The organism is Bacteroides sp. 1_1_30, from assembly GCF_020982715.1.
In the GTDB taxonomy this organism is placed as follows: domain Bacteria; phylum Bacteroidota; class Bacteroidia; order Bacteroidales; family Bacteroidaceae; genus Bacteroides; species Bacteroides xylanisolvens.
This window is the reverse complement of sequence record NZ_JAJKHN010000037.1, coordinates 32,709-56,166: the sequence shown is the minus strand read 5'-3', so window position 1 is coordinate 56,166 and position 23,458 is coordinate 32,709. Positions and strand designations below refer to the sequence as shown.

Below are 23,458 nucleotides of genomic sequence, written 5' to 3'. Positions count from 1 at the left end.
TAACTTTGCAAGAAAATAAAGAAAGAATATAAACTTTAAAAATATACGATTATGGCAACAAAGAAATTACACTTCGAGACTTTACAGGTTCATGTAGGACAAGAACAAGCAGACCCGGCAACAGATGCCCGCGCAGTACCTATTTACCAGACCACCTCTTATGTATTTCACAACTCCGCCCATGCAGCCGCACGTTTTGGTCTGCAGGACCCAGGAAACATCTACGGCCGTCTGACCAACTCCACTCAAGGAGTCTTTGAACAACGCGTTGCCGCCCTTGAAGGAGGAGTAGCAGGGCTGGCAGTCGCTTCGGGTGCCGCTGCCATCACTTATGCTTTTGAGAATATCACTCGTGCAGGCGATCATATTGTAGCATCCAAAACTATTTACGGAGGAAGCTACAACCTACTGGCTCATACCTTGCCCAGCTATGGCATCACAACAACATTCGTTGATCCAAGCGATTTGTCGAACTTTGAAAAAGCTATTCAGGAAAATACGAAAGCTGTATTTATCGAAACCCTCGGAAATCCGAACTCAAATATCATTGATATAGAAGCAGTAGCAGAAATAGCCCACCGCCACAAAATACCTTTGATTATTGACAACACATTCGGAACTCCGTATTTAATCCGCCCCATCGAACACGGAGCAGATATCGTAGTACATTCCGCAACAAAGTTCATTGGCGGACACGGTTCCTCATTGGGAGGGGTCATTGTAGATTCAGGTAAATTCGACTGGGTAGCCTCCGGCAAATTCCCACAACTGACCGAACCCGATCCATGCTATCATGGCGTACGCTTCGTCGATGCAGCCGGTCCGGCTGCCTATGCAATCCGCATCCGTGCCATTTTGCTGCGCGACACAGGAGCTACCATCAGTCCATTCAACGCTTTTATCCTGTTACAAGGTCTGGAAACTCTTTCCTTACGTGTAGAGCGTCATGTAGAAAATGCATTGAAGGTAGTGAATTTCTTAAACAATCACCCGAAAGTGAAGAAAGTGAATCACCCGTCATTATCCAACCATCCTGACCATGCACTATATCAACGTTATTTCCCGAATGGCGCCGGTTCTATCTTCACTTTCGAGGTAAAAGGCGGACAAGACGAGGCACACCGTTTCATCGACAGCCTGGAGATTTTCTCCCTGCTTGCCAATGTGGCTGACGTGAAATCATTGGTGATCCACCCGGCGAGCACTACCCATTCACAACTCAATGCACAGGAGCTAGCCGAACAGGAAATTTATCCGGGCACCGTACGCCTATCCATCGGAACAGAACATATTGATGACCTGATTGCGGATTTGGATCAGGCACTTGCCAAAATCTAACATTCAATCATTGAACTTTCCATGACTGCGGAATGTTATATCTGTAATAACATTAAAAACATTGCAGTCATGGAAAAACATTTAATACACAGCAACGAACTGCATCTGATAGACGCAGAGAAAATCCATCAAGCCGTAGAAAAGATGGTGGAATCACTCGATTTAGCCGCGGGATCAACTACTAACTTCGATCTCTATCAGGTTGTGGAAAACTACTTTAAAGATCTCGAGAAAAGGAGAAAAATTAATCATGTACTGGGAATCAAAGAAGATAGATATGAACTAGCTGAAGATTTCGGCATAAAATAAAAGAAAGAAATTTATTCAATCACACCAGACAAGTTTTCCAAAAAATAAGGGAGTTTCACTTAATGTGAGACTCCCTCGTTTTTTGTAATAATCAGCGTAGAATAATTAATTTCCCTGATGTACTGTAAGTTGTGGGAAAGGGAAGTTGATACCTTTTTCATTGAAGGTTTCGTAAATCGCTTTATTTATATCGAAATAAACACCCCAGTAATCTCCGCTATTTACCCATACACGTGCCACTACATTCACACTGCTGGCGTCCAACGCATGAAGAGCCACAAAGGGAACCGGCTCATTCAGGATGCGTTTATCAGCAGCAAGAATCTCATAAACGATTTTCTGTACTTTCTCATAATCTTCTCCATAATCTATACCAATAATCCATTCTACACGGCGGGTTTCCTGATGACTGTAGTTGGTCACTATTCCACTGCTCAATGAACCATTGGGAATATAAATCAGTTTGTTGTCCGCGGTAGTAAGGATGGTATGGAATATCTGAATTTCTTTTACCGTGCCAGCTGAACCTTGCTGTGTTTCTATCCAATCGCCAACTTTATAAGGTCTGAACAAAAGAATAACCAATCCCCCGGCAAAGTTCTGCAGATTGCCGGATAAAGCCATACCGACAGCAACACCGGCAGAAGCCAATAAAGCTGCGAACGAAGTGGTTTCAACCCCTAGAGCGCCAACGACAGAAATGATTAACAGAATCGTCAACAGAATATTGACCAGACTTTTAACGAAAGTTTTGATACTTACATCCACTTTTCGTTTATCCATCAGGCGTCTGATAAACTTGTTGAGCAGCGAGATGAGGAAACGTCCGACGACAAAGACAAGGATCGCAATCAATATACGTTCTCCGGCACGAATACCGAAGTCTATCAGTTGTTGAGTAATCAGCGAAAGTTTATCTAAGCCGTCAGCATTGGCAATCGCCTCTTTTATTAATTCATCTGCAGCCACTTGCACAGAGTCCGCAGCTTGTGTTGCTTGCAATAATAGTAGCATAATTAAAATGTATATTAAATGAATAAATTGTTGTTTTGTTATTTCAACAATTTACAAAGTTATATTGTTTCTCGTAAATAAAAAAGTTTTTTAATAATCGAGATTATTATTCCTTTTATTTCCTACACTTTATTGCATACAACTTCATTTATATCAGTTATCATCTAAGATCTGATTTATTTTGTAAATCAAAAAACCATAATATTCCTTCATGTCCGGAGAAGCAGATGAAATACGGCTACTCAAAAGATTTCTTATTTTTAATAGCATATCCCAATAAACTGAGGCGTCTTGATGTGAGTTCACTGGTACTATATCCTGCGCCTGCCAACCCATTACGAAAGAATTAGCCTCATTAAAAATATCCATTTTAAAACTATCTCCCCGTAAAGCTTGCTGACGTCCGGCATTCTTAGCCGTACCTCCACCCATATTTTTCGATATATTCTTTACTAAATAATCAATAAAGGCATTTTGATACAGCATCTCCGTATTCGTCAGTACTCTGTTTTGCAACACTCCTTTCCAAACAATAGAATGAATATCATCCATATAGTTTTTTACAGAGTATTCTCCGTCGGATTTCTCCGAGCATAATGCCACATAACGGATTCTGTCGAATAATAACTGAAAAATGTATTTGCGTGTCTTATCTACGATCAAATCCTGTAATTCCAAACTGGATTTAACTTCAGCATTTGTCAGCCAGTCCAAATCCATCGACATTTTCACCAGATAATTCAATGCTTTCTGTTGCATTTCCTTAGATACCGGAAAGCTTATTCCTTCCTTTCCTTCATCCAGATAAAGTCCACCTATCCAGAATGATAATTCCATTGCTCTATTGGTAAATAGCTTTATCAAACTTGCATATAGTTCTGCACGCCGACTTATATCATAATCCTCTTTTGCATACCACTTCATAAAGTTTGCAATTGAAATTTTCAAATTTTGAATCTGATAATCTGCTGCTTTAAACGGATCATCACCGAGATCCCAATATAATGCAGTCGGATCATATAGGGCATAAAACTCCTGTCTTGGCCCATAATGATACTCATGAGCAGTATAAGCATCTTCTACCCATTTATTTAAAGTAACGAGTTCCTTCTCCGGCTTATCAGCAACAACAGGAGCATACAAATAACGAATTGGGAAATAGTCATACGGACCAATTCCCGGTTGCACTAACACAGCACCCTTTTCAACATCCTCCGGCTGGGCAATATAATTACACATTATGTTATCCATAACAGAAGCAGTCAATCCGTGCTGACGCGTAAATTCAGCACTTCGGAGCGAGTCTACCGGGTAATGATAAGAAGCCCCCATATTATCTGTAAGTCCCAAACAACGACCTACTTGCTGTGCAATACCGACTTTTAACAATTCTCCCATCTGCTTTTCCGAAAGTGTCAATGTTCTGGCCGTCGGATCAGAAGCCATAGTCTGCGTACAACGACCGCTATATAACAAAGAAAGAAAATTATGATGGATGTAAACTGAAGCATTCAGTATTTCGCCGGTACGAGGGTCTGTGTGCATAGAAGTCTGTGCCATATACATCCAATCCGGTGCATAACAAATAGAAGAATGACGGATGTTGGAAGAAGAAAAGTCTGTTCCTTTCGGCCATTCTTTAGCCTGAACAGCATTTAAATAGCCAATCTTCTCAAAACTTTTATTCCATTCTTCTACTCCTTCCTTGATATAAGGTTTCCAAGAATCCGGCATTAACGTATCGATATAAAATACTATCGGCTTTTTAGGTTCTACCTTTTCTCCCCTTTTAAACGCAGCTTTGTCCGAAGGCTCCAAACGCCAACGTTTTACTAAATGAGTGCTTTTCAAAGGAGACATCTCATCTACATACTGCTTACGGACTAGAAATGCCGTATTCACTTTTTGATTAGCATATCGGATATCCATCGGCGTTTCCGGAAGTAATACCAACATTCGTGCTGCAGTAACCGTCACCGGTACATTTCGTTGCATAGTAATTGTTCCGAAAGCAGTATAATCCACATCATATCCCAATACACAGGTTACCGAAATATTATCCGGATAACTATGAATATCCTTTAAAAAAGAACGTGAAGTGTCACATCTGAATTTCCGGGTTACCATTCCATACATTGAATTAGGTGCATAAGACGAAAAAGGATTCGAGTAATCCGAATGTTCCAAAAATAAAGGAGCCAGGTTAACCAGAACCGAAGAACTGTCTTTTGCAAAAGCTTCTATCTTAAAAGATTTATAGACACCTCCCGAAGCAGACTTCAACAAAGAAGATGCTACTCCTTCTTTTCCCGTTTCCTCACGCATTAAAGGTTGGTTAGTCATCATTCTTGCTTCCAACTTTTTGCCATTTCTCACAAAACGGAACATGACTTCCGGAGAAGTGAACTGCCCGACTACTCCTTCTCCATTGTCACTGATATTAATAATCGAAGAGGCTAAAAGCATTTCTTTCTCCAATAACCTGACTGGAAACTCTACCAGAACTTTATCTTTAGTCCGGTGCATGATCATTAACCCCGTCGAATCAGAAGCAACACAATCTTTTAAATGATTCTCATATCCTTTGATTTCCGTTTTTGCCGACTTCTCCTTTTTTTTACGTGCACAAGCATCCTGTACAGTAAAGAGCAACAATAGAGACAACAAAGAGAAATATATAATTTTCCTATTCATACACCTATTTTAAAGATTGAGATATTTTATAAACCAACAGACGATAATGAGTGCGATTCTCATCACTACCGGCAGACATTCGATTTTTAGCCAACCGCTCAATCTTCCGTAACATAGAATAATAATGATGTTCCATCGACTCTACAGGGATAGTAACAGAAACAGTATCTTCAAATCCCATAACTTCTTTAGGATCATTGAAATGATTCAATGGTCCATCATACAAATAAGTGGGAGCAACAATACCTTCAGGCAAAGGTATTCGTTCATCCGTCAACATTCTCCCTGATGTTCCGGCAGCACTTCCTTTCTTGACTGTTTTGATTCCATTCATTAAATAGGATACGAACTTTAGCTGCATATTTTTCTCAGAAGCCGAAAGTACATTTTTTTTATCCGGGACCATAAACATATAATAGTATAGATCATCCATATAATCCAGCTGCGTATAAGGATTCTGCTCCATCTTATCCCCACAAATTGCCACCGAAGGGAAACGTTTTAGCACATAGTCAATAATCAGGTTCTCTATCACACTGCTCAAATTCGAATGAAGAGGCAATATTTTTTGTAGAGCCGGTTCATCTATCCATGAACAATCAAGAGCCTGCTCCCAAAGAAATTTTAACGACTCCCTCTGCTTCTCCTTTGTCACAGGAACGTATGAAGGGAACGGATCGCCTTCATAATGTTCATTTACATAAATACCGCCAATATTAAATAATACATTATTAATATAACGTATATACTGACCGATAATCTCGTTATAAATTTCTTTTCGGAAGTCACCTTCTACATCGTCTTTAATCCACTCGTTCATCTGAGACAAAATATATTTCAGATTCATGACTCCGTAAGAGGAAGCTTTCACCGGATCGTCCCCCAGATCTTCTTCAAAAGAACTTGGGTCGATACGAGTACGAATCTGTTGTCTGCCATAACGATAGGCCGGGTCGGGCAACTTCTCACTAATCCATTGCCTCAAAATAGGAATTTCTTCCTCACTGGATTTGGCTGACATAATAGGAGAATATAACCACTTTACTGAAAAATAATCATATATCCCCAAATCAGGAGGGGTCAAACGAACTCCTTTTTCTTTATCTCCCGGTTGTGCCACATAATTATTGCGTGCATAGTCCATAATTGAATAAGTAGTTCCATACTTATTGGTAAAAGAGGCAGAGCGTAATGAATCCACAGGAATCGAAGAAGACGCGGCCATGTTATGCATAAAAGCAAACGTATGTCCTACTTCGTGAGCCACCACATAACTGATACAATCACCCAATATATCTGTAGGAAGTTGTTTCCGGCGAACATCCGTGTCCGCCTGTGCCGTCTGTACAAAACGCCAGTTACGTACCAGCCCTACTAAATTATGGTACAAATAAACAGATGCATTCAAAATTTCCCCCGTACGCGGATCACTCCAAGAAGGTCCCATAGCATTGGCTATAAAAGAAGGAGAATATCTCACACAACTATATTTTATATTATCCGGATCAAATTCAGGGTCATCTAATGGAAAGTCTTTCACACAAATTGCATTCTTAAAACCGATCTTCTCAAAAGCATCATTCCATCTTAAAATTCCACGACGAATATATTTTTTCCAAAAATTAGGGAAAGCATTGTCTATATAATATATAATCGGCTTCTTAGGTTCCACCAATTCCCCTTTCTCATATTTTTCTGCATCTACAGGCTCTAAACGCCATCTTAATGCATAATAAACATTCTCAACGCGTTGACTCTCATTGCTGAATTTAACTTTAGGAGTATAAAAGATATTGATACGAGAATCCGCATAACGAGGACGCATCGGTTTCTCCGGCAGTAAAATAATACTACGTGTCAACACCGCTGTAAAAGGCATCTGCTTAATATATGTCACTCCCATACTCGATACAGTAACATTGTAAGTCAAAGAAGAACGAATACTTAAATTATCATCGAATGATTTGATTGACATAATAGATGAATCCTCCTTTCTGAACTCCTTGCTGACAGTGTATGCTGCCATAATAGGAGAAAATGGGGAAAAGGGATTCATATTGTCCCGATTTGCCAATAAAAAATCTGTCATATCAAAAACCACAGCTGTACTGTCCGGTGAATATGCTTTTATATTAAAGTTCTTCAGAATTGCCGGTCGGGTACTTTCTGATATTCTCTGCTGTAGATTGCTATCATGTGACATATAATCATCAGATACTTCACATAAGCTAATCAACGAGTCTGTTTTTATAAATGTAATATGCAAAGGAGCATACGGTTTTTCACCAACACTTCCAAAACGATTATCTGTAGTCTCACTAATAGTAGAGCCTAACAACATATCCTTTTCCAACAAATTCAAAGGTAATTCAAAATAGACGCGGTCATCCATTTTATGAAGTGTTATCATACCTTTTACTGTTTCACACTTTTTGCCACGAAACAGTTTCTCATAAGGAGTAGCTTTCTTCACCTGTTCCGATTTTGCCTTTTTCTTTTTCCAAGGAAACTTAGCATGCCCTTCATTAGAAAACATAACTAACAACGAAAGACCCACTAGAGTCAATAAACGTATTTTCATTTGAATAAATTATTAACGATACATTTTTGACGGACTTCCATAACGGTAAATCACGTCTACCACTTCTCCAATATTATTTACTTCGTGAAGTTTCTTTGCTTCACCACCCATAATAGTCGATTCATCTACAGCGTATACGACAAAACCGTCCTTCATTCCAACTCCTAAAGTCATACTTTCATAATTCAATTGAAGATCTGTAATTTCACTATTACAAATAGTATAAGGTATTACACGCTGAGTACTTTTCTCATAATAATACAATTCATTATTAATGGCTCCACCTGAAAAGAACAAATAACTTCCTGAAGCATCCTTTGAACAATAAAACTTAGATTTATCTGTCAAATAGTCGCCACCGTCAGAGAAACTAAAATCTGTTTCATTCTTTATTATTACCTTACCCTGCCAATCATATTCCAAATCGAATGTCTTCACCGAATAGTTTCCATCCGCATCTTGCAACACTAATACATAACCACAAAGATAATCCGTATAAGGATCTGGAAGATAAGCATCTGCATATATTAACTTTTTACCTTCCAATCCATTGATCGGAACATCATCTATTGCACCCGTATAGTAACTATAAAGGCTACTCAAACTGAGGAAACGATGATTCTTCTCATCATACATCAATACATGTCGTGTTTTATAAAAATTGGCTTGTACCATTCGTGTTATTTTCATTCCCATGTTATAATGCACGGGAATACTACTGTAAGGTGCCGAATGGAACCCCGCATTATCAGGATTCTTCAACAAACGAATATATATTTGTCCGTTAGCTGTCAACAGAACATCTGTATAATAAAGATAAGCAGCATCTGTCACAACAAAATCTTCAGGCACTCCTTCGGTAAATTCCTGTGTAGTATATAAAACTTTCATCATCGAATTCCCCTCCAATTCCAATGGACCTTTTGCATCCTGATTGACAACCAGAATTTCCGGATTAGTTTTCTTACCGGAATAATGTTCTACTAATTTATATGGTTGACTGCCTAGTTCCTCGCCATTTACCTTCTCATAAATATTTAAATAATCCACATACTCATCATTATCGTCACGAACTTGTGTTAATATAGCCTTATGATTCAAATCTGACAAAATAGCCCATCCTGTTTTATAAGAAGATTTAGCTACCAGTTGCAGATTTTTCATTGTTCTAATCTTACTGTCTTTATGGATGACTGAGTACAAAACATAATAAGTAATAGCTTCTTTGGGTACAAATGAGAGTATCTGTTCGTTACACACAACCTCACCATTTAGTTCCCATTCAAATTCATAATTAGAGACATCATCTCCCTCGCTAAAAGACAGATTAGGTTCAATATGCGTTTCTTCTCCAATGACCCCGTCATATATAGACTCACTAAAAGTTATCTTCACCGTGGGAGTTTGTAAGTAGTCATAAGAGCCTTTATCATCTACACAAGAGTAAAAGGTCATCAACCCACTCAATAAATAAATAAGATATCTTGCTTTCATAATCATATCGTTTTTAAATTATCCTACTACCGGAACAGACATATACGATCCATCTTCATCCTGCACCGGATTTCCCTCATCTTCTTTTTTTATGAGATAGTACTTGAACTGGCGAGCCAAAGACCATCTTTCAGATTCTGACAGCTCCGTCAGATCTCCCACTCCTGTAACTTCCATGAAAAGCCTGAACTTAGTTTCTGTATATTTTCCTAATAAGCTTTCTGTTACAACATCATCCCACCAAAGAGGTTGAGATATTAAAGAGCTAAAACGAACGACTTTACGAGTATATATATTTTGTCCGGGTTTTAAAACATCATTCTCCACAATGTCAATCACAAGCCGGACTTCTTTTGTATCCAACAATGCCGTTTTCTTCAACAAAAAATACCCAGTTTCTTCCAAAACATCTTTCCGAAAAACCATCTCATTCTCCAATTCATACGAATCCGGTTCAGCTGTTGTCAGTTCCTTATTAACCCTCAGACTAACATAAGCATCATTTGCCAACGGTAATCCTATCAATCGCATATTGAGAGGTACCTTTATTTCCTCTTGTGTCCCATAGAAGAAAAAAGAATAAGTCAAGGAATCTTTATACTCTTCCACAAACTGCACATAGTTACCGGAATCCCATATCCGGATTTCGTCCTTTTCACAAGCAACCAACAAAAAGAAGGTTGCTATCAATAATGAATATATCTTTTTCATTTTGTTTATCTCCATAAATTAATAGATTATCTCACTTTCCGGTATCGGCATTACATATCTGCCATCCATTTGTATTACTTGTGTTCCCGTGGTGACAGGCATATTCCAGCGTTTAAAGAAATAAAACATCTGTCCCTCCGCCAAGAATTCTTTCTTGTATTCTGCTACCAACTCATTATAATAGTCTTTCGATGCTGTGCCTGAAATATCTCGTTTCGCTCCACGTGCTTTTCTAACTACCGACAAATAAGAGAGAGCCTCCGACAGGCTTGTCTTAGAACTAGCCTCACTCAAGATATAATACATTTCACTTAACCGAATCATCGGTATCAGCTTATACTGAATGGTGACACTCTGGTTCGTTGAATTCGTATTTATCCATTTCATTGATGTTTTACCAGTTTTACCGTCAGAGGTCGCTAAAGAAGTACGATAGTCGTCCGCATCCAGTTCAAACAAAGCATCGTAATTCTTCAGAGTCATTAATAAACTATTATTAGCAGATTTAAAATTATCAATACGCTCCAATAACTCCCGGTCGTAAAAAGCCAGGAATGTGTCTTCATACAATTTGACATATTTATATTTATCCGTAGCTTTCGCATAATCGTAAGGATCTGTAAAATAAAACCATTTTCGACGAGTTACGAAATCATCTATTACATGCTTGGCATACTTAGCAGCATTGTTCCAATCATTATCATACAAATATACACGAGCTAAAAGCGCATTAATAGCCACATAATTCATACGAATTCCTCTTTGACCAAAAAAGTCACCACCTGTAGCCTTATTCGTACCTCCCATCCGGTAATCCGGCATTGCCATTGTTGACGTATTGACAATCGTATCATGCTTTGCAACCAGCTGACGAGCCTCAAGTAAATCTTCTTCTACTTTCTTCAGTATTTCCTTTGTTGAAAGATTCGGTTCATATTTAGATGGATATACAGTAAAGTATGGAATCCGCTTGCTTTCATCACCGGACTCTACCGAAGGAGCAAATAAACGTAAAATGTCAAAATGCATCATGGCTCGCAATGCTTTAGCCTCCCCGATAATCAGATTTCTTTCAAGTGCTCCCTCACGAAAAGCAGTCGAATCTTTTGCTTCTGCTTCTGATATCAACTTATTGCAATTAGCAATTACATTATATCCTTTTGACCAAACTGATTCCAGCACCGCTTTGATCTCCGTTTCTCCGTATTCATATTCCATAGCGCTACCATATGCTTTAGATTTGGCGATATCGTTATCTGCATATGTTTGAGAAAGAACACTGGTAAGCCCCCAAGACAACTCGCGCCCATACAGTTCGGAAGACGACATAGCAATATAAATTCCGTTTAACGCATTTCTGAATCCATCTCCACTTTCAAACAATTTCTCGCTTGATACCTGATCAGAAGGATCAATATCCAGCCAATCATTACAAGCGCTTAATGACAGCAACAAGGTAACACCTATTATAGCAAAATTATATTTTTTCATATCCGTTGTTTTTAGAAACCTAAATTTAAAGAGAAAGTAAATGTACGTGCATAAGGATAAGAGAGACCTCTTTCTTGATGAATAGAAGAAATACGAGCAATATTATTCATATTAAATTGTACACGCAACATACTGAGATTGATAGGAGCAAGCAACTTATTGCTAAACTCATAGGCCAAAGTAAATGAATTAAATTCGAGTGTATTATTATCCTGCACGAAACGAGAAGTCGGTCGTGTCGTTTGGTAACGGTCTTTTATTGATTTCAGCATAGTTACATCTCCCGGCTGTTTCCATCTGTCAGTCAATACCCGTTTATCTGCATTGACTTCGTAAATATTCACATTTTCGACCTTGTTTACCAACGTGCTATTATACAGCTGCCCGCCACATTCGTATTTGAAAGTAGCATACATAGTGAATTGCTTATAACGTAGATTTACACCAAAAGCTCCTTGTGCAGTAGGTTCCGTATCGCCTATGATCACCTGATCCGATGAATTCCAATCGGAAGTAATTGTTCCATCTTTCTTCAGAAAAGTCTCTTGACCATCCGAAGGATTAATACCTAATGACTGCATTCCCCAAATGGAAGTCAACGAACCGCCCTCTGTATATTTCATAAAAGGTTTACTATACTTAGAATCCTGCATGGTACCTATATTCTTATCATAATCGGCAAAGTATGTGTCTACACGATCATTATAAGCCTTTAATGATTCTGAGATCTTTAATATTTTATTCTTATTATGTGCCAGGTTACCAAACAAAGTTACTGTCCAATCTCTATTTTTGAATACATCGGCTCTGATATCCAACTCAATACCACGATTCTGTACCTCTCCGAGATTATCACGATATACGGTGAAACCTGTTGATGAAGGAAGAGTAACATCCGTAATCAAATCGACCGTTTTCTTGTTATACCAAGAGAATCTGAATAAAACCGCATCGTTGAGCAATGATATATCCGTACCGATATCAAAAGTGTTAGTACGTTCCCATTTCAAGTTTTCATTCCCCATGTAATAAAGTAATACACCGGCTCCGGTTCCATATTTATCCGATAAGATCTGATAAGTGTTCTTTGCTGCATAAGCCGGAAAATTGACTTTACCAATCTGACCATAAGAACCGCGAATCTTGAATTGGCTAAATAATGTCTGCTGTTTCATAAACGGATAATTATGAATATTCAATCCGGCTCCAAACGACCAGAAAGGAGCGAATTTCTTTTTCGAGCCAAATTCCGAAGAACCATCCATACGGAAAGAGGCATCCATCAGATAAATGTTATCATACGTATAGTTGGTAGAAAGGAATGTACCCATTAATCGGGTATGATTATCCGAAAACGAAGGCTTGGTAGCGATTTCATCCGCATAATTCGGAGAGTCCAGCTTACCGGAAGGAAATCCACGATACAGCGCACTCTCCGATTCATCCTTGGTTTCACGTATATTCAAACCTAAAGAAAAATTCATGTGATTACGGTTTACTGTCTGTACATAATTTGCCAATAAGTTAGCATTCCAATAAATACTTTGCGAACGGCCGGACAATAATTCTCCTTTAGGATCACTATCCGCATAATTGACATATTTACCGCTTCCCGGATCTGTAAATTGCCTGGATTCATCATCACGTTTTGTTACGGAGAACTGTGCTTTCAACTGAAAGACATCCGCCAGATGATAATTTAGGCTTAGGTTGTTAGTCAAGTCCGTATAAGACGAACGATCATAACTGCTCAACATGGTAGCATCATACAAAGGATTACGGAGATTCGAAGTTCCCGTATGCCAAGTAGTCAGATATTCCACGTAATTACCTTCTTCATCTTTAAATGAGTCATAGGGTTGCCTGGAAGTATAATCAGAAAAAGTCCCATACGGAGAATTCTCCGACTTTACAGAGTTGAATGTCACATAATTCTTGATTTGCAGATTGTTAATACGATAATCGATGTAAAATCCTCCTCCCGCACGCTTTCGATATGAACCTTTCATTACTCCATTCTGAATGTCATAGTTCATCTCAGCACCGAAACGGATATCATTAACGCCTCCCTCTATATAAAGACTGTGTTTGTGATTAAAACCGTTTCGTAACGGCTGTGCAATCCAATCGGTATCAATACCCTTTAATATATTATTCTGTTTTGCCAGATACTCTTTCTGTAAGTTCAGGGCTGTACTGGGCGAGTCGCTTTCATAAAGTCCAGCCAGACGTTCAGCCTCAAGTTTCTCACTGGCATTCATCAGATTATAGTCAGATATGTCCGGAGCTGTGAGTTCTGCAGAGAAATTATAGTTCACACGCAATCTGCCGGGAACCGGTGCTTTCGTTTCAATCACAATCACCCCATTTGCCGCACGTGAACCATATATGGCAGTAGCGGCCGCATCTTTTAAAATCGTAATCCGTTCTATACGGTTAGGGTCAAAGTCATACACTTTCGACACAGATACCTCAAAACCATCCATAATAAAAATAGGAGTGTTCGGATTATTTGAAAGAGCGGATTGGGAAACTGCATCCTTATCCAATTCCATGACTCCGACACCGGAACGTCCACGGATATAAAACTCCGGCAAACTATTGGGATCTGACCCCATTTCATTATTAACCGCTATCCGTAAAGAAGGATCGTACACTTGCAATACATCAATCATATTACGTGTAGACACTTTCAATAAGTCATCTTTTGTGACGGTTACCGCATTTCCGGTAAAACTTGTACGTTTCACACTCGAATAACCATTCACGACCACTTCATTCAAACTATTCGAGTTTTCTTCCAAAAAGATCTGTAAAGGTTTATTAGCAACGACCTTTACAGATTTGTTCTTGTAGCCTATATATGATGCAACAACCTCCTTTGTATCTGCCGGAACTTCCAATGAGAAATCTCCATCCAAAGTAGCCGCTGTCCCCACCGTGCGCTTATCATTCTTCATAATAAAAACGGTAGCTCCTGCTAACGGAGATCCATCTTTACTATCCATTACTTTTCCTGTAAGTTTGATCTTCTTCTCCTTTTTTCTCAGATGGATAACAAATACTCCGTTTTGTTTTTGGGCAACCAAGTTAGTACCACTTAAACAAGCAGTTAATGCAACTTCCGGTGTCACATTATCCACGTTTACCGTAATATCAGTTACTGACTTCACATCTTCATCACTATACATGAGATTCAGATTTGATTGCCGTTTAATCTCATTAATGGCCTCAAGCAAGGATACATGATTCAAATGTAAACTAACAGAGTGTTCCTGCGCCAAAATTGGAAAGGTCGTAAACAGCAACCAGCATGCAAATGCCATTCTTAACGCTATCGCCTGTATAACTGCCAGACTATAGCCTGTTTTAGAAAGCTCTTTCATCATTAAAAATTAAAGTTAGTATTTATATTTATGAAGTTTAATCGATATAAACAGTACGCCCTTTGACAGAGAAACTCACTTTTTCTGTAAGTTCTATCATACGTACAAAGTCTACAAAATCTTTAGAACGCGGCAACTCTCCGCTGAACAGTGTATGCCTTCTTTCTTCTGAAACCCATACTATCCGGATGTCATACCAGCGTGCTGCTTCTTCCATAATCTGTTCCAAAGTAGAACTGCGGAAAACAAACATATCATCCTTCCAGGATACGACTTCCTGTACATTGGCAGTTACTACATCTATCTCTTGATTGTCTGTAACAACAGCAGTCTCACCCGGATGAAGCTCTATAATATCCTCTGTTTCATGGGATGAAACCAACACTTTTCCCTGTACCAGTGTGGTTACCAACTTCTTTTCTTCCCGGTAACTCCTCAGATTAAAAGAAGTACCTTTTACCTCCACCCGGCCATAATCGGTTTCAATAATAAACGGCCAACTATCGTGATGCGACACCTCAAAATACATTTCTCCGCTTGCTTTCACAATTCGTTGATCAGAAGCAAAAGCAGATGGATAGTATAACTCCGAATCAGAATTTACCCAAACTTTAGTTCCATCGCAAAGAGTTATGTCATACTTACCATTTCTTGGAACAAACAGTTTATTTTTCCTCTTTGTATCTGTTCCTTTTTTATTGTCAAGAATATGAATACCTGCTTCATCTCTAATAGCATAATTTTCTCCTACCAATGCCAGACGTATACGGGAGTTCAAATAATATTCGCTCCCATCAACCAAAGATAGTATAGCTTTGGAGTCTCCCGCTCTAATAGCGGTCAGATCATCTTGATACTCGAATTGATGAACATCAGATTGAATAATCCAAAGAGCACCTGCAGACAATAGCAAGGCAAAAACGGCAGCACAAGAAACGACCTTTACTAATAATGCCCGTTTCTTCTTTTTGGCAATGCCAGTCTTAATACTTTTCCAGATTCTTTCCGAGCTTTCATATTCTTTTTCTTTCACGATAGACCGTGCTCTAAAATACTCAGCATCCTGATATTTCTGATATAATCTCCGGTTTCTGTCTGAAGCATTACGCCATACATCTAATTCATTGCGTTCCTCTTCAGATTCTTTTCCTTTAATAGATTTTACGATTAGCGCAGCAATGCGATAAATGTCATTATATCCCATAATCTTGTCGTTATTTACTTAAAGACACACGAGCTGGAGAAATTAGTCGCTTCGTGGTTACTTTTTTTTCAAGAAATTATTCTTTTGTCAGTTACCCGGCCCAAAAGTTATGATTTAGATAAGAACAACCAGACTGTATGCCCGACATGAAAGTTTCTTTTTCAAGCTACTCTTAGCTCGTTTCTTGTACGCATTTACCGCATTCCGAGTAACTCCCATTATTTGCGCTATTTCATCTGCATGTTTGCCCTCCAGACTAAGTTCGATCACTTTACGATAAGATTCCGGGAGTTCTGTTATCGCTTTACTCAACTCAATAAAAACTTCTTCATCCAGCATGACTTCTTCAAAAGCCTCATCCGTGATTTTCTCAATGCAGCGCTGCTCCATTGCCTGCGAACGAATATAATTAAAGCAACCATACTTTACTGCTGAATAAAGATAATCTTTCACTGATTCAATCTTATCCAACTCCTTCCGCTTCTCCCATAATTTTAGAAACACATCTTGAATAATGTCTTCAGCAGCTGTACGAGGAACAAAATGACTAGCTACAACTAAGAGGGAAAGATGGTATCTTTCAAAAAGAAGTTCGAAGTTTTCTTCATTCTTCTTATTTTTTCCCCACTCAATTGGTTGGATAATCATAGGCTTATAATAAAACGAAGGAATAGTAATTAGTTCCAAATATATCTTATGGCTGGACAAAGTTATACTATTTTTCCAATAAAACATATATTTTTTGTTTTCTTCGGGCAAAAACCGTATTTTTGTAACCGATTCACTGGTAGGGGTGCCTTAACATGACGGGCTGAGAACATACCCATAGAATCTGATCCGGGTAATGCCGGCGTAGAGAACTAATTAGTAAGCAAGATGAAAAAAATTGTATGGATGGCCATCGCCTTATCGGGCGTAGGCATCACTGTTCATGCACAGACGAGTGTAAAGGATAGTATGAGAGTAGTAAACCTGCAAGAAGTGCAGGTAGTATCCACGCGTGCCACCGCCAAAACTCCCGTGGCATTCACCAATATAGGCAAAGCGGAATTGAAGAAGGTTAACTTCGGACAGGACATCCCTTATCTGTTAAGCATGACTCCTTCTACACTGACCACATCGGATGCAGGAGCAGGTATCGGCTACACGACTCTTCGCGTGCGCGGAACCGACGGTACACGTATCAACATCACGGTAAACGGCATACCGATGAACGATGCTGAAAGCCATAATCTGTTCTGGGTAAATATGCCCGACTTTTCTTCCTCCGTAAAAGATATGCAAGTGCAACGCGGCGCAGGTACGTCTACCAATGGGGCAGGTGCCTTCGGAGCCAGCGTTAATATGCAGACTGAAGGTGCATCCATGAAGCCGTATGCCGAATTCAACGGTTCATACGGTTCATTCAACACGCACAAGGAAACGGTGAAAGTGGGAACTGGTTTGCTCAATAATCATTGGACGTTTGACGCCCGTCTTTCCAACATCGGTACGGACGGATACATAGACCGCGCTTCGGTAGACCTGAATTCTTACTACCTGCAAGGAGGCTACTTTGCAGAAAACACATCTGTGAAGCTGATTGCATTTGCCGGAAAAGAAAAGACATATCACGCCTGGGGATACGCAACCAAAAAGGAAATGGAGGATTTCGGCAGACGCTACAACCCCTGTGGCGAGATGTACACCGATGCCAACGGCAACAAGCATTTTTATGACGACCAAACGGATAATTATCTGCAAAAGAATTATCAACTTCTCTTCAATCACACTTTCTCAACGGCTTGGAACCTAAACGTTGCCTTACATTATACCAAAGGTGACGGCTATTACGAAGAGTACAAAGACGGCAGATCCCTTATAGAATATGGCCTGAAACCATTCACAATTGATGGAACCGAAATAACCAAAAGTGATTTAGTCCGTCAGAAGAAAATGGACAACAAATTCGGCGGCGGCGTTTTTTCTCTCAATTATACAGTCAACAGGCTGAATGCGTCTCTAGGAGGTGGTTTGAATCAATACCGGGGCAATAACTTCGGAAGAGTTCCTTGGGTGAAGAATTATGTGGGCACTCTATCTCCCGACCATGAATATTACCGCAATAAATCCAAAAAGACCGATGGCAATATTTATCTGAAAGCAAACTACGATCTTACCAGAGGATTAAGCGCGTATGCCGATCTTCAGTATCGACACATCGACTATACCATTGACGGCAACAATGATAAATATGACTGGAGCAAAAATGCCCTGCGTCCACTGGCAGTAGACAAGAAGTTCGATTTCTTTAACCCGAAAGTCGGATTAAACTGGAACATCACGTCCAACCATCGCGTTTATGCCTCTTTCTCGGTTGCTCAAAAGGAACCGACCAGAAACAATTATACGGATGGCGATCCGGATTCGTATCCCAAAGCAGAAAAATTACTCGACTATGAAGCGGGATATACTTTCGCCAACCAATGGCTGACAGCAGGTGCAAACTTCTACTACATGGATTATACCGACCAACTGGTTCTGACCGGAGCTTTAAATGACATCGGTGAAGCACTGACCGAAAACGTGCCGGACAGTTATCGTATGGGAGTCGAGCTAATGCTGGGAATCAAACCGTGTAAATGGTTTCAATGGGATATAAACGCTACATGGAGCAAAAACCGCATCCAGGATTTTGTAGAAAGCCTGCCGGGCTACCATTATAATGAAAACGGCAGTTCTACTTCCCTCCCGACTGTTCAGATCAAGCATAAAGACACTCACATCGCTTTCTCACCTGACTTTCTATTTAATAACCGTTTCTCATTCAATTATAAGGGATTCGAAGCGGCTCTGCAATCGCAGTTCGTAAGCAAGCAGTATATGACAAATGCGGAAGTAGAAGAATTGACTCTTGATAAATATTTTGTCAGTAACCTCAATCTGGCGTACTCCTTCCGTCCCAAGAAGGTGTTGAAAGAAGTCACGGTAGGGTTCACTGTGTACAATCTGTTTAATGAAAAATATGAAAACAACGGTTGGGCCTCGAGCGACTACACCGATACGGTGGAGAATCGGGGAAACTATGCCGGATATGCAGCGCAGGCAGGAACAAACGTTATGGGACATGTTTCTTTCCGCTTTTAATACCACAGGGCTATGGAATTGAATTTTCTGGAAATATTCGGTACGATTGTCGGGCTAGTCTACCTTTGGTTGGAGTACCGGGCAAGTATCTACCTTTGGATAGCAGGTATCGTGATGCCTGCCATCTATATCTTCGTATATTACAAAGCAGGACTGTATGCCGATTTCGGTATCAATATCTACTATCTGATAGCTGCCATCTATGGTTGGTTCTTCTGGATGTGGGGACACAGAAAGAAAAAAAGTCAGCAGTCAGCAGATGCTTCAATCGGTGACAAACCCAAAGACCTTCCTATCGTGCATACTCCATGGAAATGTTACTTACCTCTTTTTCTGGTATTTATTGTTGCATTTATCGGCATTGCGTGGATACTGATCGAATATACGGACAGCAACGTGCCCTGGCTGGATAGTTTTACTACGGCATTGAGCATTGTCGGCATGTGGATGCTGGCGCGTAAATACGTCGAGCAATGGTTTGCCTGGATTCTTGTGGATATTGTCTGCTGCGGACTTTATATCTATAAAGACCTTTATTTTACTTCTGCTTTATACGGACTTTACTCCATTATAGCTATCTTTGGCTACTTTAAATGGAAAAAATTAATGAGCGTACAATGATAAGTGAACACTATACTCCCGAAGCCGTCATACTTGCCAACGGCGAATATCCTACGCATGTGCTTCCCCTGAAAATACTGGAAGAGGCTAAATTCGTGGTTTGTTGCGATGGAGCAGCCAACGAATATATCTTACGTGGACATACTCCCGATATTATTATTGGCGACGGAGACTCTCTTTCGCCGGAAAACAAAACACGCTTTTCGGACATTATTCACCATATTGCCGATCAGGAAACAAACGACCAAACCAAGGCTGTCCACTTCCTGCAAGAAAAAGGCTACCAGAGAATAGCCATCGTCGGTGCTACCGGAAAACGGGAAGACCACACATTAGGAAATATCAGTTTGCTGCTGGATTATATGAAAAGCGGTATGGAAGTACGAACCGTTACGGATTACGGAGTATTTATTCCGGCAAGCGGCACGCAGACTTTCGTTTCTCACACAGGCCAGCAAATTTCCATTATCAATTTCGGAGCGAAAGGATTGAAAGGGGAAGGATTGGTTTATCCGCTTAGCGACTTTACGAATTGGTGGCAAGGAACTCTTAATGAAGCTACAAGCAATCGTTTTACCATTCAATGCACGGGAGAGTATTTAGTGTTTCTAGCTTCTATGTAAACCGATATTAATTCTCAAACATTCTCATCACTATGAGAAAAAATTCTCACTGCGACGAGAAAAAATACTCATAGTAATGAGAACTTTTTCTCATTGCGGTGAGAATCTTTCTTTCATTTCAATAGACTGTCAACGCCTCATAGATCACTGTATAACAACCTATTAAGACCGACTACAATGAAAGTAAATAGCTCTTGAAATCTGCAAATTCTTTCGTCATTTGCAAACTCTTCTTCTCGCCTTTCATAAATTCCTGCAATTTGGCAGGTATCTCTACTGATTCACCGATAATGCTTTCCACTGTTTCAAGGAACTTGGCCGGATGAGCCGTTTCAAGGAATACACCCGTTTCGCCTTCTTTCAAGCCTTCTACCAATGCACGGTATCCGCAAGCTCCGTGAGGATCGAGGAGATAATGATGTTCTTTCCAAGTTTCTTTCACCGTTTCACGGATCTGTTCGTCGGTATAAGTTGTTCCTGAAATTTCGGCAGAGATAGCAGCGTGCGAACCATTATACAAATCAAGTACACGGGCAAAGTTGCTAGGATCTCCCACGTCCATAGCGTTAGCAATTGTTGCAATAGACGGACGGGGATTGTATTTACCTGTTTGCAGATATTGATAGAAAATATCGTTGCGGTTGTTGGCAGCAATGAAACGCTTCACGGGCAATCCCATTTTCTTTCCGAACAGTCCTGCGGTGATATTTCCGAAGTTTCCGCTAGGTACACAGATGACGGCGTTATCCGCTTTTCCGACACGCTTCAGTTGAGCGTATGCATAGAAATAATAAAATGCTTGCGGCAGGAAACGGGCTACATTGATGGAATTGGCAGAAGTCAATGATAGATGTTCATTCAGCTCCTTATCCATGAAAGCAGCTTTTACCAATGCCTGGCAATCATCAAACGTTCCGTCCACTTCGAGCGCAGTGATGTTCTGTCCCAGTGTAGTGAATTGTTTCTCCTGTATTTCGCTGACTTTTCCTTTCGGATAGAGCACATATACATGAATACCGTCCACACCCAAAAAGCCGTTAGCCACAGCACTTCCCGTATCACCGGAAGTGGCTACCAGTACATTCACATTCTTCTGACCTTCCTTCTTAATAAAGTATCCCAGCAGACGCGCCATGAAACGACCGCCTACATCTTTGAAGGCCAGTGTCGGTCCGTGGAAAAGTTCGAGCGAGTAGATGTTATCCGCTACTTTCACCAAAGGTACATCAAAACTTAAGGTATCATATACAATCTGTTTCAGGGTGTCGGCAGGAATATCCTCACCGAAAAAAGCATCGGCTACACGATAAGCTATTTCCTGAAAAGACAACGTATCAATCGTATCGTAAAACTCTTGTGGAAGAGGCTTGATAGACATAGGCATAAACAACCCTTTATCGGCTGCAAGACCTTTTACAACTGCTTCCTGTAGAGAAGCCACCGGCGCTTGTTTATTCGTACTATAATATTTCATGGGATGATATTTTTAGTGCTCACCACAGATTACACAGATTTACACAGATATTTTCTCTATTATTACATAATACAAAAGTCTCTTATCACTTTAAATCTGTGCGAATCTGTGTAATCTGCGGTGAACATTATTTCATAAATTCTTTAATAAACTCGTCTTCTTTCAACACACCGTAACTACCATTGCAGGCAGATACTTCGTCGTAAGTTTGCACCTCGTCCGGCTCAATTCCCGGATACCAAATAAGGAACGGGATAGGATCGGAAGTGTGCGTGCGAAGTTCGCAGGGAGTAGGATGGTCAGGCAATACGGCTATTGCTACCGGTTCATCCCAATCTTTCACTGCTTCGTAGATAGGTCCTACGGCACGTTTATCCAGATTCTCGATAGTGAGAAGTTTCAAGTCGATGTCTCCTTCGTGTCCGGCCTCATCGCTGGCTTCGATATGAAGATAGACAAAGTCATCGGTTTTCAAGGCTTCCAATGCAGCAGCCACTTTATTTTCATAATTCGTATTATACAGGCCGGTTGCCCCTTCTACCACAATACGACGTAATCCGGCATAATAACCGATTCCATTTATCAGATCGACAGCCGAAATCACCGCACCTTTTTTCACTTGCGGGAAAGTTTCGGAGAAAGTAGTCATCTGCGGACGATAACCGGGGCTCCAGGGCCAAATACTATTGGCGGGGTCTTTGCCTTCAGCTATGCGTTTCAGGTTCAACGGATGATTCTTCAACAGTTCCTGTGATTTTAGAATCAGGTCGTTAATCAGGTCTGCCGTTTCTTGTGCTTCCGGGGTCAATGGTTTCACCATCAATGGGCGGAAAGGTTTCAAAGGAACATCGTGCGGAGGAGTACAGTCCAGTTCTTTATTTCCTCCCTTGATAACCAATAGATGACGGTACTGGACTCCTGTGTGGAACCGTACGCGGTCATTGCCCAGTTTCTCTTGCAGGTATTGAATCAATACGTCCGCTTCTTCTGTAGATATGTGTCCGGAGGAGTGATTCTTCAGAATTTCTCCTTCCACACAAATCAGATTACAACGCATTGCCATCTCGCCCGGTTTCAAATCCACGCCGATACTGGCAGCTTCCAGCGGTCCACGACCTTCGTACACTTTCGGAAGATTATATCCCAACACTGACATGTTGGCTACTTCACTACCCGGATGGAAACCTTCCGCCACGGTAATCAGGCGGCCGTTACGCCCCATTCGGGCTAACTGATCCATATATGGCGTCTTCGCATATTGCAGGAGCGTCTTGTCCCCTAATGACTTCACTGGCCAGTCGGCCATTCCGTCTCCCAATATAATGATATGCTTCATTTCTTTTGAAAATTAAGAATGAAGAATGATGAATGAAGAATTGGCTGCACCATTAC

The 23,458-nt window shown here is 40.3% G+C and carries 16 protein-coding genes and 1 riboswitch; of the genes, 5 read left to right on the top strand and 11 right to left on the bottom strand.

Annotated features, from left to right (window positions below; translation table 11 throughout):
- Nucleotides 1-51: 51 nt before the first annotated feature.
- Together LPH68_RS12780 and LPH68_RS12775 are read left to right on the top strand one after the other, a co-directional pair.
- The gene (locus LPH68_RS12780) at nucleotides 52-1,338 is read left to right on the top strand and encodes an O-acetylhomoserine aminocarboxypropyltransferase/cysteine synthase family protein (RefSeq protein ID WP_128859438.1); all 1,287 of its coding nucleotides are present in this window, start codon (nucleotides 52-54) and stop codon (nucleotides 1,336-1,338) included.
- Nucleotides 1,339-1,407: 69 nt separating this feature from the next.
- A complete protein-coding gene (locus LPH68_RS12775; protein WP_128859437.1) occupies nucleotides 1,408-1,647 on the top strand; it encodes a hypothetical protein in 240 nt (79 codons plus the stop codon).
- 105 nt (nucleotides 1,648-1,752) lie between these two features.
- Here LPH68_RS12775 and LPH68_RS12770 read toward each other — a convergent pair whose 3' ends face one another.
- From LPH68_RS12770 to LPH68_RS12730, 9 genes are all read right to left on the bottom strand, one after another.
- Entirely contained in the window at nucleotides 1,753-2,661 is a 909-nt protein-coding gene (locus LPH68_RS12770; RefSeq protein WP_007767329.1) for a mechanosensitive ion channel family protein, read from the bottom strand.
- A 153-nt stretch (nucleotides 2,662-2,814) separates the two neighbouring features.
- Complete coding sequence (locus LPH68_RS12765) at nucleotides 2,815-5,355, bottom strand: zinc-dependent metalloprotease (RefSeq protein ID WP_004315250.1); 2,541 nt, start codon at nucleotides 5,353-5,355, stop codon at nucleotides 2,815-2,817.
- A 4-nt stretch (nucleotides 5,356-5,359) separates the two neighbouring features.
- Nucleotides 5,360-7,936: a zinc-dependent metalloprotease gene (locus LPH68_RS12760; RefSeq protein WP_008025245.1), complete on the bottom strand. Its 2,577-nt coding sequence runs from the start codon at nucleotides 7,934-7,936 to the stop codon at nucleotides 5,360-5,362.
- A 12-nt stretch (nucleotides 7,937-7,948) separates the two neighbouring features.
- Nucleotides 7,949-9,430, bottom strand: a complete 1,482-nt coding sequence (locus tag LPH68_RS12755) for a PKD-like family lipoprotein (protein ID WP_004315252.1) — start codon at nucleotides 9,428-9,430, stop codon at nucleotides 7,949-7,951.
- A gap of 18 nt (nucleotides 9,431-9,448) precedes the next feature.
- Entirely contained in the window at nucleotides 9,449-10,141 is a 693-nt protein-coding gene (locus LPH68_RS12750; RefSeq protein WP_008770671.1) for a DUF4843 domain-containing protein, read from the bottom strand.
- Nucleotides 10,142-10,159: 18 nt separating this feature from the next.
- Nucleotides 10,160-11,632, bottom strand: a complete 1,473-nt coding sequence (locus LPH68_RS12745) for a RagB/SusD family nutrient uptake outer membrane protein (RefSeq protein ID WP_151923084.1) — start codon at nucleotides 11,630-11,632, stop codon at nucleotides 10,160-10,162.
- Between the two features lie 11 nt (nucleotides 11,633-11,643).
- Entirely contained in the window at nucleotides 11,644-15,021 is a 3,378-nt protein-coding gene (locus tag LPH68_RS12740; RefSeq protein WP_004315255.1) for a SusC/RagA family TonB-linked outer membrane protein, read from the bottom strand.
- Between the two features lie 34 nt (nucleotides 15,022-15,055).
- Nucleotides 15,056-16,222, bottom strand: a complete 1,167-nt coding sequence (locus LPH68_RS12735) for a FecR family protein (protein ID WP_004315256.1) — start codon at nucleotides 16,220-16,222, stop codon at nucleotides 15,056-15,058.
- A gap of 114 nt (nucleotides 16,223-16,336) precedes the next feature.
- A complete protein-coding gene (locus tag LPH68_RS12730; protein ID WP_008020090.1) occupies nucleotides 16,337-16,957 on the bottom strand; it encodes an RNA polymerase sigma factor in 621 nt (206 codons plus the stop codon).
- Between the two features lie 44 nt (nucleotides 16,958-17,001).
- Nucleotides 17,002-17,098, top strand: a riboswitch (TPP riboswitch).
- Here LPH68_RS12730 and LPH68_RS12725 point away from each other — a divergent pair.
- From LPH68_RS12725 to LPH68_RS12715, 3 genes are read left to right on the top strand one after another with little or no spacing between them, the layout of a single operon-like run.
- Nucleotides 17,099-19,348 carry a TonB-dependent receptor gene (locus tag LPH68_RS12725; RefSeq protein ID WP_128859434.1) on the top strand — a complete coding sequence of 750 codons (2,250 nt, stop codon included), beginning with the start codon at nucleotides 17,099-17,101 and terminating at the stop codon, nucleotides 19,346-19,348. It begins immediately after the preceding riboswitch.
- A 12-nt stretch (nucleotides 19,349-19,360) separates the two neighbouring features.
- Nucleotides 19,361-19,969, top strand: coding sequence for a nicotinamide riboside transporter PnuC (gene pnuC, locus LPH68_RS12720; protein ID WP_004315259.1), 609 nt, complete (start codon nucleotides 19,361-19,363; stop codon nucleotides 19,967-19,969).
- Nucleotides 19,966-20,592 (top strand): thiamine diphosphokinase, encoded by a 627-nt coding sequence (locus tag LPH68_RS12715; protein ID WP_004315260.1) that lies wholly within the window; start codon nucleotides 19,966-19,968, stop codon nucleotides 20,590-20,592. Before pnuC ends, LPH68_RS12715 begins: the two co-directional genes overlap by 4 nt.
- A 172-nt stretch (nucleotides 20,593-20,764) precedes the next feature.
- Here the strand turns inward: LPH68_RS12715 and thrC are convergent, their stop codons facing one another.
- Together thrC and LPH68_RS12705 are read right to left on the bottom strand one after the other, a co-directional pair.
- Complete coding sequence (thrC, locus tag LPH68_RS12710) at nucleotides 20,765-22,066, bottom strand: threonine synthase (RefSeq protein ID WP_004315261.1); 1,302 nt, start codon at nucleotides 22,064-22,066, stop codon at nucleotides 20,765-20,767.
- Nucleotides 22,067-22,193: 127 nt separating this feature from the next.
- Nucleotides 22,194-23,402, bottom strand: a complete 1,209-nt coding sequence (locus tag LPH68_RS12705) for a cofactor-independent phosphoglycerate mutase (RefSeq protein ID WP_004315262.1) — start codon at nucleotides 23,400-23,402, stop codon at nucleotides 22,194-22,196.
- Nucleotides 23,403-23,458 lie beyond the last annotated feature (56 nt).

Excerpts from the sequence above, each read along its gene's own strand:
- LPH68_RS12705 (WP_004315262.1), bottom strand. The coding sequence starts at position 23,402 with ATGAAGCATATCATTATATTGGGAGACGGAATGGCCGACTGGCCAGTG.
- LPH68_RS12760 (WP_008025245.1), bottom strand. The coding sequence starts at position 7,936 with ATGAAAATACGTTTATTGACTCTAGTGGGTCTTTCGTTGTTAGTTATG.
- LPH68_RS12775 (WP_128859437.1), top strand. The coding sequence starts at position 1,408 with ATGGAAAAACATTTAATACACAGCAACGAACTGCATCTGATAGACGCA.
- LPH68_RS12745 (WP_151923084.1), bottom strand. The coding sequence starts at position 11,632 with ATGAAAAAATATAATTTTGCTATAATAGGTGTTACCTTGTTGCTGTCA.
- LPH68_RS12740 (WP_004315255.1), bottom strand. The coding sequence starts at position 15,021 with ATGATGAAAGAGCTTTCTAAAACAGGCTATAGTCTGGCAGTTATACAG.
- LPH68_RS12780 (WP_128859438.1), top strand. The coding sequence starts at position 52 with ATGGCAACAAAGAAATTACACTTCGAGACTTTACAGGTTCATGTAGGA.
- LPH68_RS12735 (WP_004315256.1), bottom strand. The coding sequence starts at position 16,222 with ATGGGATATAATGACATTTATCGCATTGCTGCGCTAATCGTAAAATCT.
- LPH68_RS12725 (WP_128859434.1), top strand. The coding sequence starts at position 17,099 with ATGAAAAAAATTGTATGGATGGCCATCGCCTTATCGGGCGTAGGCATC.
- LPH68_RS12770 (WP_007767329.1), bottom strand. The coding sequence starts at position 2,661 with ATGCTACTATTATTGCAAGCAACACAAGCTGCGGACTCTGTGCAAGTG.
- LPH68_RS12730 (WP_008020090.1), bottom strand. The coding sequence starts at position 16,957 with ATGTTTTATTGGAAAAATAGTATAACTTTGTCCAGCCATAAGATATAT.
- LPH68_RS12750 (WP_008770671.1), bottom strand. The coding sequence starts at position 10,141 with ATGAAAAAGATATATTCATTATTGATAGCAACCTTCTTTTTGTTGGTT.
- LPH68_RS12755 (WP_004315252.1), bottom strand. The coding sequence starts at position 9,430 with ATGAAAGCAAGATATCTTATTTATTTATTGAGTGGGTTGATGACCTTT.
- thrC (WP_004315261.1), bottom strand. The coding sequence starts at position 22,066 with ATGAAATATTATAGTACGAATAAACAAGCGCCGGTGGCTTCTCTACAG.
- pnuC (WP_004315259.1), top strand. The coding sequence starts at position 19,361 with ATGGAATTGAATTTTCTGGAAATATTCGGTACGATTGTCGGGCTAGTC.
- LPH68_RS12715 (WP_004315260.1), top strand. The coding sequence starts at position 19,966 with ATGATAAGTGAACACTATACTCCCGAAGCCGTCATACTTGCCAACGGC.
- LPH68_RS12765 (WP_004315250.1), bottom strand. The coding sequence starts at position 5,355 with ATGAATAGGAAAATTATATATTTCTCTTTGTTGTCTCTATTGTTGCTC.